This window comes from Actinomadura sp. KC216, assembly GCF_004348535.1.
Taxonomy (GTDB): Bacteria; Actinomycetota; Actinomycetes; order Streptosporangiales; family Streptosporangiaceae; genus Spirillospora.
The window spans coordinates 1-11,847 of sequence record NZ_SMJX01000259.1; the positions used below are offsets into that span (position 1 = coordinate 1).

Annotated in this window: 8 protein-coding genes; 5 read left to right on the forward strand and 3 right to left on the reverse strand. The window is 71.6% G+C overall.

Annotated elements, in window-relative coordinates; genetic code table 11:
- The 4 genes from E1264_RS32155 to iaaH all read left to right on the forward strand — a co-directional run.
- A partial coding sequence (locus E1264_RS32155) for a hypothetical protein (RefSeq protein WP_207936508.1) occupies positions 1–520 on the forward strand: 520 nt, incomplete at its 5' end.
- 160 nt (positions 521–680) lie between these two features.
- Positions 681–3,446, forward strand: a complete 2,766-nt coding sequence (locus tag E1264_RS32160; RefSeq protein WP_243711296.1) for a BTAD domain-containing putative transcriptional regulator — start codon at positions 681–683, stop codon at positions 3,444–3,446.
- A 125-nt stretch (positions 3,447–3,571) separates the two neighbouring features.
- Positions 3,572–3,895, forward strand: a complete 324-nt coding sequence (locus E1264_RS32165; RefSeq protein ID WP_165964483.1) for a MiAMP1 family antimicrobial peptide — start codon at positions 3,572–3,574, stop codon at positions 3,893–3,895.
- 110 nt (positions 3,896–4,005) lie between these two features.
- Complete coding sequence (gene iaaH / locus E1264_RS32170) at positions 4,006–5,415, forward strand: indoleacetamide hydrolase (RefSeq protein WP_165964484.1); 1,410 nt, start codon at positions 4,006–4,008, stop codon at positions 5,413–5,415.
- A 26-nt stretch (positions 5,416–5,441) separates the two neighbouring features.
- Here iaaH and E1264_RS32175 read toward each other — a convergent pair whose 3' ends face one another.
- Positions 5,442–6,338: a LysR family transcriptional regulator gene (locus E1264_RS32175; protein WP_132179488.1), complete on the reverse strand. Its 897-nt coding sequence runs from the start codon at positions 6,336–6,338 to the stop codon at positions 5,442–5,444.
- 122 nt (positions 6,339–6,460) lie between these two features.
- Here E1264_RS32175 and E1264_RS32180 point away from each other — a divergent pair, with 122 nt between their 5' ends.
- Positions 6,461–6,982 (forward strand): nuclear transport factor 2 family protein, encoded by a 522-nt coding sequence (locus tag E1264_RS32180; protein WP_132179490.1) that lies wholly within the window; start codon positions 6,461–6,463, stop codon positions 6,980–6,982.
- A gap of 239 nt (positions 6,983–7,221) precedes the next feature.
- Here the strand turns inward: E1264_RS32180 and E1264_RS32185 are convergent, their stop codons facing one another.
- Both E1264_RS32185 and E1264_RS32190 read right to left on the reverse strand, forming a co-directional pair.
- Positions 7,222–10,347: a BTAD domain-containing putative transcriptional regulator gene (locus E1264_RS32185; RefSeq protein WP_132179492.1), complete on the reverse strand. Its 3,126-nt coding sequence runs from the start codon at positions 10,345–10,347 to the stop codon at positions 7,222–7,224.
- Positions 10,348–10,401: 54 nt separating this feature from the next.
- A complete protein-coding gene (locus E1264_RS32190; protein WP_132179494.1) occupies positions 10,402–11,754 on the reverse strand; it encodes an MFS transporter in 1,353 nt (450 codons plus the stop codon).
- Positions 11,755–11,847 lie beyond the last annotated feature (93 nt).

An 11,847-nucleotide genomic window follows, 5' to 3' on the forward strand; every position in this document is an offset into this window, starting at 1 on the left:
AGAGGCGGCAAGCCGAGCGGGGCTGGCAGCGGACGCGGCGGAATTCGCGGCGGAGACGGCGATGCGGGCAGTACGCGCGGTGGCTGCGGTAGAGGCGAGGGGGAAGTCGGAGACGGTTGCGGAGGCGAAGTGGGCGGCGGAGACGGCGATGAACGCGGCGGAGCTGGTGGCGAATGCGCACGTGGCGGATGCGGTGCAGCTGGCGGCAGGCACAGCTGTGCGAGCGTTGCAGGCGGCTGAGGATATCTTCAGCACCCTGTTTCACGACCAGTCCGCGGCGCGTGCGGGGGTGGTCGGTGTGGCGCGGCCGCCTGGAGTGGTGGTGCGGCGGCTCGTGGCTGTCGGGTGTGCGTTGTTGCCTGCTGGCGACAGGGGGCGCTATGCCGAGGAATGGCTGAGTCTGCTGACCGAGGTGTCTACGCGGCGGGCGCGGGCTTGGCACGTCTTGTCCATTCTGCGTGGGGCGCCTTGGCAGGCGTGGGCGCTGCCGCGGCCGCTTAAGCCTGTTCCGCCGACCTGACCTGGCCGCTGCATTCGCCGGGCCTTGCGGCACCTCGTCGGTGAGATATGTCTGCGGAGAGTAGTTGGTTGGTTACTTTTTGTTTTAGGCTGCGGTGGTGAGCGTCCGGTACGAGTTTGGGATCTTGGGGCCCCTTACGGTCACGGTCGATGGGGTGCCTGTGCCGGTTCGGGCCGGGCAGCAGCGGTGTCTTTTAGCGGCGTTGCTCGTTGAAGCCGGGCAGGTCGTCTCGGTGGACGCGCTGGTGGAGAGGTTGTGGGGGGAGAGTCCTCCGCAGGGGGCGCGGAACGCGGTTCAGAATTATGTGCTGCGGCTTCGGCGGTCTCTGGGGGCGGGCGTCGTGGTCACCGATGGGCGCGGGTACGTGCTGGACGTGGCGGCGGACGGGCTGGACGCTCGCCGGTTCGACTCGCTCGTTCGGGAGGCGGGCGTCCTTTCGTCCAAGGGGGATCATGGGCGGGCGGCGGCGATGCTCGGTGAGGCGGTTGAGCTGTGGCGGGGTGCGGCGCTGGCGGATCTGCCCGGGGAGCGTTTCCAGGATGTCGTCGCGGGCCTGCACGAGCGGCGGCTGGCCGCGCAGGAAATGTGGATCGACGCCGTCATCCAGTGCGGGCGTCCCGCCGATGTGCTTCCGGAGCTGCGGCGGCTGACCGGGCAGTATCCGTTGCGGGAGCGTTTCTGGGCCCAGCAGATGCTGGCCCTCTACCAGTGCTGCCGGCAAGGGGAGGCGCTGGAGTCCTACCGGCAGGTGACCCGGCTGCTGGCCGATGAGCTCGGGGTCGATCCGGGTGAAGAGCTCCAGGCGATGCATCGGCGGATGCTCGCGGCGGAGCCGGAGATCGCCGGGTCACGGTCCCGGACGCCGAGCGGGAACGTCCCCGCCGAGACGACGTCCTTCGTCGGCAGGGAGCGGGAGCTGGCGGAGACGCGGCGCCTGCTGGGTGCCTCCCGCCTGGTCACCCTGACCGGGGTGGGCGGGGTCGGTAAGACGAGGCTTGCGCTGCGCGCCGCCGGGCAGGTGGCGCCGTCCTTCCCGGACGGGGTGTGGCTGGCTGACCTGGCGGCACTGGCCGACGCGGAGCTGGTGGGACGCGCCGTCGCCGAAGCGCTGGGGCTGCGTGACCAGTCCGTGCGCTCGGCGGTGGACGCGATGGTCGACCATGTGCGTGATCGGCGGCTGCTGCTCGTCCTCGACAACTGCGAGCATCTGGTGGAGGCGGTCGCGCTGCTGGTGCAGCGGCTTCTGGGCGCGGCGCCGAGTCTGCGGGTGCTGGCCACGAGCCGGGAACGGCTCGGTGTTCCGGGCGAGCATGTGTTCCTGCTTTCCGGGCTGGACGCGTGCGAGGCCGTCCGCCTGCTGAGCGACCGGGCGGCGGCCTGCGCGGCGCCCGTCCGGGACGCCGGGCCGGCCGCCGAGCTCTGCCGGCGGCTGGACGGGATCCCGCTGGCCATCGAGCTCGCGGCCGTCCGCCTGACCTCGCTCACCGTCGAGGAGATCCTCGAACGCCTGGAGGACCGGTTCCGGCTCCTGTCCGCCGCGCGGGTGCCCGCCACCGACCGCTACCGCCGCACGCTGCGCGGCGTCATGGATCTGAGTTATGGGCTGTGCACGCTCGGAGAGCGTTTGTTGTGGACGCGGCTCGCGGTCTTCGCCGGCAGCTTCGACCTCAGAGCGGCCGAGGCGGTGTGCGCGGGGGACGGCATCGAGGGGCCCGACATACTCGACCTGCTCACGGGGCTCATCCACAAGTCGGTCGTGGTGGTCGACGGTCACGGCCGGGCCGCCCGCTACCGGATGCTCGAAACCATCCGCCAGTACGGGCTGGACCGGCTCCGTGCGGACGGCGGCATCATCGAGTACCGCAACCGGCACAGCGACCATTACCACTCGCTGGCCCGGACGGCCGTCGCGGACTGGTGCAGTCCCCGCGAGGTCGAGTGGCTGGACCGGCTGCGCACGGAACTCCCCAACCTGCGTGCGGCGCTGGGCTTCTGCGTCACCCGGCCGGACCGGGTGCTGACGGGCGCGGAGATCGCCTCGGACCTCACCCGGACCCGCTCCTGGTTCTTCACCAGCACGCTCGGGGAAGCGCGGCACTGGCTCGAAAGCCTTTCGGCCGCTCTCGGCGCCGAGGTCTGCGAGACGACCGTCGTGGTGAAGGCCATGAAGGCTTTCCTCGCGTCCGTCCAGGGGGACCTGGCGGCCGCCGAGGCGTTCATGAACGAGTGCCGATCGATCGATGCGCCCGGTGTGCAGGCCGCCCCGCCCGTGACCTACGTCGAGGGCGTCTACACGATGCTGGTGCACGCCGACCCCGCGTGCATCGAGCGGTTCGCCCAGGCGCGGGAAGGGTTCCACGCCGCCGGTCATCGCGGGGACGCCCACATGGCCACGATGTTCTGGGCGATGGCCGCCGCGTTCTTGGGGCATCGGGAGATCGCCCTGTCCACCTGCGGCGTCTACGTCGCGGACGCCGAAGCCTCCGGTGCCGAGTGGGCGCGTACCTGGGCCCAATGGTGCACCGGCCTCACCGAACTCCTGCACGGGAATCCCCATGACGCGCTCGCGCCGCTCTGCGACGCGCTCGTCCGGCAGCGGGACATCGACGATCGGTGGGGTCCCGCATGGGGTCTGGAAACGCTCGGCTGGACGGTGAGCGTGCTCGGGCACCACCGGCATGCCGCCCGGCTGCTGGGGGCTGCGCACCACCGGCGGCAGGTGACCGGCGCCGCGCTCGACGGTCTCAAGCCCCTCCACGTCCAGCACGTCCGGGCGGTGAACCGGGTGCGCGAGTGCCTGGAGCCGCGGGCGTACACCGAGAGCTGGGAGTTCGGCGCCGGCGCGGAGGACGGTGTCGCGCTGGCGCTCGGCATCGCGAGCGAGATCCGCCGGCGGGCGGCGGGCGGGCACGGCCCGGCCGCGTGACCGGGGAGTGACCGGGGCGACAGCCGGCGGGCGCAGAGTGTGACGTGCCGGGCCGCGAACAGGTCCCGGAGGCACAGCTCCCCATGTGTCTGAAGCATCACCGTCCACAGGACAAGGAGAGTCACATGAAAGCCCGTCACGCCGTTCGCTCGGCGGTCACCGCCTCCGTGGCGGCCGCCGTGGTCGTCCTCGGAACCGGTTCGGCCTACGCCAGCAGCTTCCTCAGCTGGGAGGGGCCGCAGAACACCGGGAGAGCGAAGGTCGTCCACGCCTGCGGCTGCAACAACATCGACGACAACTTCAAGGCGGCGTACCGCTTCACGTACACGGGGCAGACCGCGGCCATGTACAACGAGCCCGACTGCAAGGGTCTGGTCCACCACACCTTCCGGGGAAGCCAGGAGAGCAAGGATCCCTTCGGCTGGAGGAGCATCTTCTTCCACTGCTGACCGTTCCGGATTCGGGCAGGTGAAGCGGGCCGCGACCCGGACCGCTTCACCTGCCCGACCGTTGTCCTGGTGTCTGTCCTGAATGTCGCCTGGTAGGGCAAGGTGGCATCGTGGCTGAAGACTTGCACTGGTTGTCCGCCGTTGAGGCCGTCCGGCGGCTGCGTGATGGCGAGTTGCGGCTCGCCGAGTACGTCGAGGCGTTGATCGAGCGGAGCGCGCGGCTGGCGCGGCTCAACTCCTACCTCTCGCATGAGCCCGACCTCGTCCGGCAGGCGGTTCAGGAAGCTCCACAGCGTCCCGGCCCCCTCTACGGGCTGCCGTTCGCGCTCAAGGACATCATCGACACCGCCGACCTCCCCACGACGGCGTCCACCCCGGCCTTGCGCGACTCGCGCCCGCGGCGCAACGCGCCCATCGCGCAGGCGCTGCTGGACGCCGGTGGCACGCTCATGGGCAAGCAGGCCCTGGGCGAGCTGTCGTTCGGGATGACGGGCAACAACCCGGTGTTCGGGACCGTTCGCAACCCCTACCGCGAGGCCTGCATACCGGGCGGGAGCAGCGGCGGTACCGCGGTGGGCGTCGCGGCCGGGCTGGTGCCCGCCGGGCTCGGTGCCGACACGGGCGGGTCCTGCCGCATCCCGGCCGCGCTGTGCGGGTGCGTCGGGTTCCGGCCCACGCATGGACGATACGACGGGCGCGGCGTCGTGCCGATCTCGTCGACCCGCGACACGGTCGGGCCCCTCGCGCGTTCCGTGGCGGATGTGCGGCTGATCGACGGCATCTGCGCGCCGTCGTCCGGGACGTCGGCCGGTCCGGTCGAACTGGCCGGGCTTCGGCTCGGGGTTCCTCGCGGGTTCTTCTACGACGGGCTCGATCCGGATGTCGCGGCGGTGACCGAGAGCGCGCTGGCCGGGCTCGCCGCGCGCGGTGCTGTCCTGGTCGAGGAGGACATCCCGAACCTGGAGGAGCTCAACGAGGCGGCCAGCTTCACCGTCGTCCTGTACGAAGTGGGACGGGAATTGTCGGCCTACCTGTATCAGCATTCCTCGCCGCTCACGCTGCGCGAACTGGTCGCGCAGGTCGCGACCGAGCAGATCCGGGAGACGCTCGAATCCGTCCTGGACGAGGACGTGGTGCCGAGCGCCGAGTACCGCATGGCCCTCGCCGTTCATCGTCCGGCGCTCCGCGCCGCTTTCGCGGGCTATTTCAAGCGGAACGACGTCAGCGCCTACGTCGTGCCGACGACGCCGCTGCCCGCGCGGCCGCACAGGCCCGCCGGGGAGGACCGGACGGTCGAGCTGAACGGCAGGGCCGTCGACACCTTCCTCACCTACATCCGCAACACGGACGCGTCGAGCACCGCGGGTCTCCCCTGCCTGTCGATCCCTTCGGGGATGTCCCGCGACGGTCTCCCGATCGGCCTCGAACTCGTCGGGCCCGACTCGTCCGATGAGCGGCTCCTGGCCATCGGGGAAGCGGTCGAGAACACGCTGCCGGCTCTCCCTCGGCCACCTCTTTGACGATGGGGTCTGCTGTTATCCGCCGCCTAGGCCGTCAGGCGGCGTAGGTCGTGGGCCGCCTGGGCGAAGGCGCGGACGCGGGCGGTGGCGCTGTTGGAGCGCCACAGCAGCCCCCAGCGCACGGGCGGGGCGTCGTCGAGCAGGACGTAGGCGACGTCGGGCCGCGCGTAATAGCGCCTGGTCTGGGCGCCGACCGGGAAGACGCCGTGGCCCGCGCCGACGAGGGTGAGCATCTCGTTGAGCGTCGAGGCCGAAGGGCCGGGCTCTATCGGACGGCCCGCGGGCGTGATCTGCGGGGTGTGGTCGTTCCGCAGGGATTCGGGTATCGGGTCCGGGAATTGCAGGAGTTTCGTCCTCGCCAGGTCTTCCAGGGAAACCGATTCCCGGCGGGCGAAGGGATGCTTGGACGGGACGGCCAGCATTCGCGCCTCGGACACCAGAACCGGGCCGCTGGTGATGCCCGGCTCCTCAATGGGAAATGTGTCCAGGGCGACGTCGATTTCTCCGGAGCGCAGCCACGGAACCGCGTCGGCGATCTGCGCCTCGCGGAGCTGGACGTCGCAGTCGGGCTGCCGCTTGCGGAACAGCTCCGTCACCCCGGCGAGCAACTGCCCGGCCGCGGCGCCGACGAAGGCCGCGCGCAGCGTGCCGGTCAGGCCGCGGCCCGTGCTGATGGCCTGGTCGACCGCGGCGTTGATCTGGTCCCAGGCGGGGCGGACGTCGGTGTAGAGGCGCCGTCCGACGGCGGTCGGCTCCACGCGGCGGCTGGTGCGGTCGAACAGCGGGACGCCGACGCGCCGTTCCAGTTTCGCGATGATCTGGCTGATCCGGCCCGTGGACATGTGCAGGCGTTCGGCGGTGCGGCCGAAGTGCAATTCCTCGGTGAGTGTGACGAACGCCTCTATCTCATGCCGTTCCAGCACGACGCCCCCAGATCGTTAATTCCGGCTTCACGATACTTGCCCGGTCACGCATTGATCGGCTTCCTTCCTCCGCGCAGGGTGGAACACCTGGAAATGCCCTCTGAGCTGTGTGGGAGCACGCCATGTACGTCATCGACGAGCACGCGGTCGCCGCTTCGGAGGACGGTGGCGCGGTCGTCCGGGAACTGCGGGACCGCGCCGAGATCCTGGACGCGCTGTACCGCTTCGCCCTCGGCCAGGACCTGAAGGACGGGGCCCTGTTCGGCTCGGCGTTCACCGCCGACGCCGAGCTGGATTTCCGTCCCGCCGCGGCGAAATGGGGCGGCCGCCCACCGGTTCTGGCCGGGCGGGACACGATCGTCACCACCATCCTGGCCTCGTTCACAGGACGGATCGACACCACCCACCAGGTCACCAACGCCCGCATCGCCGTCCGGGGCGACACGGCGCGGCTGACCGCGCTGGTCGAGGCCCAGCATCTCGTCACCGGCGACCACGACACTTTCGCCCTGCTGAAGAATCCCTATGACGTCGAACTCGTCCGCGACGGGGAACGGTGGCTGATCCGCCGGATGCGCATCGACAACACCTGGTACATCGGCGATCCCGCCACGATCTTCGGCACCGAGGACGGCGGTGCCTGACCCGCCGGCGCCCGGGCCGGTGGTGAGGCCACTCGGCCGGGACGGGGCGGTCCCGACCGGTATGGCCGGTTCTCTATCGACGACGAACCCCGACATTCAACTGCGCCCCCGCGTCAGTTGGCCCCACGACGGAGAATCGCTTCCGTGCACGGCACCCTGCTGCCGCGCTGATCTCGACGCTACCGGGACGGGCCTTACCGATCGCTAACCGGAGCGCTAACGGTGCGAAGCGGGATCCGTTAGCCGATCTTGTCGGCGGACGCGAGGCGCTCCTCGACGGAGGACTGCCCGGCGGTGTCGTCGATCCCGTCGAACAGCTCGCGCGCCTCCGTCCAGCTGGCGCGGGCGGCGTCGTGGTCGCCGGCGGCGGCCTGCGCGTCGCCGAGGGCGCGCAGCGCGCGGGCCAGGAACGGGATCCAGCCGCGGGTGCGCCAGACCTGCACCGACCGTTCGAGGCAGGCGACGGCCTCCGGGATGTTGCCCTCGGCGAGGTTCAGCTCGCCGAGGACGCCCAGCGCGTCGGCGAGATGGTGGCGGAAGTTGCCCTCGCGGCTGTAGGTCAGCGCCAGGTCGATGGTCGCCCGCGCCCTGTCGTCCCCGATCGCGACGAACAGCTTGGCGAGGTAGAGCAGCGAGAACGTCTCCAGGTAGCGGTCGCCGAGGTTGCGCGCCATCATGATCGACTCGTCCAGCAGCCGCCGGCCGGCCTCGATGTCGCCGGACAGGGCGCGGCCGACGCCGAGGAACTGCACGACCGTCGCGGTGACCCGGGGGTTGCCCAGCCCTTCCGCGATCTCCCGCGCCTCGATCAGGCATTCGACCGCCTCGTGCGGGTTGCCCTCGCCGTACGCGCAGGCCGTGACGTGCAGCGCGCGCATCCGCCCGCCGTCGTAGCCGGCCTCGCGCGAGATGCGCAGCGCGCGGTCCGCCAGGGCCAGCGCCTCGGTGGTGTCGCCCCGCGCCACCGCGGTCCAGACGAGCGCGACCAGCGCGTCCGCGATCCCGGTGGGCTCGTCCAGCTCGGTGAACAGGTCCAGGAGCCGGACGGCGAGGGTGTGCATGCGGGCCATGGCCGTCCCGGACCCGGCGGGCGAGGTCCAGGTGGTGACCTCGAGGAGCCCGCGCACGATCACGGCCTCGCCGCGCTTGTCGCCCGTCTCCTTGCACAGCGCGAGGGCGCGCTCGTGCATGCGGCGCCAGTCGTCGTAGAGGCCGCTGATGTCGCAGTACTTCTCCATGGACGTCGCCAGGTCCCAGGCGAACTCCGTCCAGCGCAGGTCGCAGGCGTGCACGACCTCGGCGACGAGCGCGGCCCGCTCGGACCTGAACCACTGCACCGGGTCGGCCAGCAGCCGCGTCGTGACGGGAGCGGGCGGCGACCAGCGCGGCGCGGGCCCGTGCATGACGGCGTAGCACGGCCCGGGGACGTGCTCCGCGGCCTCCTCCGCGAGCGACAGCCAGCCGCCGAGCGCGCGGCGCAGCGCCGCCTCCCGCTCCGGCTCCGGGTCGTCGCGTTCGGCGAGCTCGCGGGCGTAGAGCCGGAGCAGGTCGTGCAGCCGGTACCGGAGCTGGCCCGTCGCGTCGACGCCGGTGATGCCGACCAGGTGCGCGTCGATCAGCGTCTCCAGGTGCCGCTGCACCTCCGCCATGGGGCGATCCAGGAGCGCGGCGACCGTCCAGGACGCGAAGTCGGGGGCGTGGAGCAGGCCGATCAGCCGGAACACGCGCCGGGCCTCCGCGGGCAGCAGCCGGTAGCTCATCTCGAACCCGGCCCGCACCTCCAGGTCGCCCGCGACCAGCTCGTCGAGGCGGCGGTGCTCCTCCCGCAGCAGGCCCGCGAGGTGCGCCAGCGTCCAGTGGCCGCGGCCGAGCAGCCGGGCCGCCGCGATCCGCACCGCCAGCGGGACGTGGCCGCACAGCTCGGCGATCTCCACCGCGGCGTCCGGCTCGGCCGCGACGCGCTGCTCGCCGATGACGGTGGCGGTCAGCTGGACGGCCTGCGCGGGCGTCAGCACGTCGAGGTTCAGCAGCTTCGCCCCCTCCAGGCCGAGGAGGGCGTTGCGGCTGGTGATGAGCACGGCCGCCTCCGCCGTGCCGGGCAGCAGCGGCCGCACCTGCGGCTCCGACGCGGCGTTGTCGAGGAGGACGAGGATCTTCTTGCCCGCCAGCCGGCTCCGGAACAGCGCGACGCGCTCGTCCAGGGACGGCGGGATGCCCGGGGCGGGCATGCCGAGCGTGCGCAGGAACCGGGAGATCACCTCCGCCGGGTCGGCGGGGTCGGTCGAGTCGCCGCGCAGGTTCGCGTACAGCTGCCCGTCGGGAAAGAAGCTCGCGATCTGGTGCGCGACGTGGATCGCCACCGTCGTCTTGCCGAGGCCGCCCATCCCGGCGACGGTGGCGACGGACACGGTCCGGTTCCGCGCCGTCCCGCGGCCGGCGATGAGGGTCTCGGCCAGGTCCACCACCTCGGCGCTCCGGCCGGTGAAGTCGGGGATGTCGGGCGGGAGCTGGGCGGGCGGCGGCAGCGGCGGCAGCTCCGGTGCCGCCTCCCGCTCGTCGAGCGTGCGGTTGGCGGACAGGACGCGCATGTGCGCGCGCTGCACCTCCTCGCTCGGCTCGACGCCGAGCTCTTCGGCGAGGTGCTCGCTGAGCCGCCGGTAGGTCTGCAGCGCCTCCGCCGACCGCCCGCTCGCCATCAGCAGGTCGATGAGGACGGCGTGCAGCGGCTCGTCGAACGGGAGTTCCGCGGTCAGCGCGCTGACCGCGGCGACCGCGCCCTCGGGGCGGCCCGCGTCGAGTGCGGTGGCGGCGAAGCCCATGGCGGCGCCGCGGATCTCCTCTTCCAGGCCGCGGACGAGCGCGTCCGACCGGTCGATGCGCGACAGGCCCGCGAGCAGCGGGCCCTTGCGCTCCGCGAAGGCGGACGAGAACGCCTGGTACACGTGCTCCGGGTCCTCCTCCGCCGAGGCGCGGGCCTGGTCGGCGAGCGCCAGGAAGCGGCCGAGGTCCGAGCGGTCGGCGGCGCAGTCCAGCAGGTAGCCGTCCTGGTAGTCGATCTTGATCCGGTCGGGACGGTCGGGGCGGTCGGGGCCGCCGGAGCCGCCCGGGCGGTCGGCTTCGAGGCCGGTCAGCCACTTGCGCAGGCGCGAGACGCCGACGTGGACCGATTCGCGGCTGGTCTCGCCGGCGCGGTCGGTCCACACCAGCTCGGCGAGCCGGCCGGTCGGCAGCGGCTCGCCGCGCGCCAGGAGCAGGACGCCCAGCAGCCCCTGGAGGACCGGGGAGCGGGGTGGCGCGACCGCGACCCCGTCCACGGCGACCGCCAACGGACCGAGGACCCGGAAATACACGCCTTCCGCAGCCATATGCCTCCGACACCCCCCGCGAACACGACTCAGAAGTAACTCATGACGGCCTTTTCAGGAAACTGTTTTGATCGGCTGGATGAGGAGCCCGCCCAATACTGCCACGACGCCGGCGAGGAGGAAAAGGAGAGTGTAGCCGCCGAGGTCGACACCGCCGGCCGCGACGAGCGGGGCGACCGCCGCCGCCGCGCTGCCCGCCATGTTCATCACTCCGAGGTCCTTTCCCCGCTCGCTCTCGCTCCGCAGGACCTGCGTGACGAGCGCCTGGTCGACGGCGAGGTAGGCGCCATATCCGCCGCCGAGCGCGGCGGCGGCGACAACGGCGACCGGCCAGGTGGAGACCAGCGCCATTCCCGCCAGCCCGCCCGCCATCAGCATTGCGGCGATGATCACGAAAATCTTGCGCCGTCCGGTCCGGTCGGACACGCGCCCGACCACGAGGCCGACCACGATGATTCCCGCGGTGAACATCAGGCTGAGGACGGCCACTCCCTTCGCCGGATCGGCCAGCTTGATCTCGTCGCGGAGAAAGTACAAGAGGTAAACCGTTGCCAACGACGTCGCGAATTGCGCCATGAATCTTCCGCCGCAAGCCCAGGCGAAATCCGACCCGAAGGCGTGGACGGCGGCGCGCGGGCGCGGGCACCGTATCCGTATCCGCATCTTCAGCGGTTTTCGTGCCTTCGCCGCCGCCGCCGCGTCCGGCCGGTCGGGCGGTCCCGGTTGTTCGGACTGCTCAGGGCTCTGTGCCGGGCCCGGGACGGAGCGGGCGAGGCGGGCAACCGGGGCGTCGCGTCCGACGAACGCGTACGGCAGGGCCAGCAGCCCGACCAGGACGGCGACGAGCAGGTAACCGGCGCGGAACGAGATGCCGGACACCAGCAGCGTCCCGAACACCAGCCCGAGCGGCTGCGCGAATCCCACGATGGCGAACACCGTCCCGCGCCGGTCGACGGACACGCGATCCGCGACCACCGCGCAGAGCGCCGCGGAAATGCCGCCGACGCCGCCGTGGACGATCACCCAGCAGACGCAGATCCCGGCGATCGACGATTGCAGGGGCAGCGCGAGAAGGGCCAGCGCGCAGAACGCCGTCCCGACGATCACCCAGGAGCGGCGTTTCCCGAACCGCCAGCCGGTCCGGTCGGAGAGCGCGCCCACGAGCGGGGCGGCCAGCACCGCCGCCACGGCTCCGGCGGCCGTCACCGCGCCCAGCGTCCAGACCTTTCGGCCCGGGGCGATCGCCTCGATCTGGCTCGGCAGCAGAACCTGCACGGACGCGAGAAGCCCGATCCACATTCCGAGGCTGACCGCGAACAGCGCCAGCACCCACGTAAAGGACAACGGTCTGAATGTCGAAGGCTGCTCGGCGGGGGACGACGCCCTTACAACAAGGGGTTTCTCCATTGCGAGTCCACAGATCCCGTACCCTCGGCAAGATTTCAAGATCTAGGTGGCCCACAAGGTAGCACAGGCACCGGCGGGGGCCCGGTGGTCCAA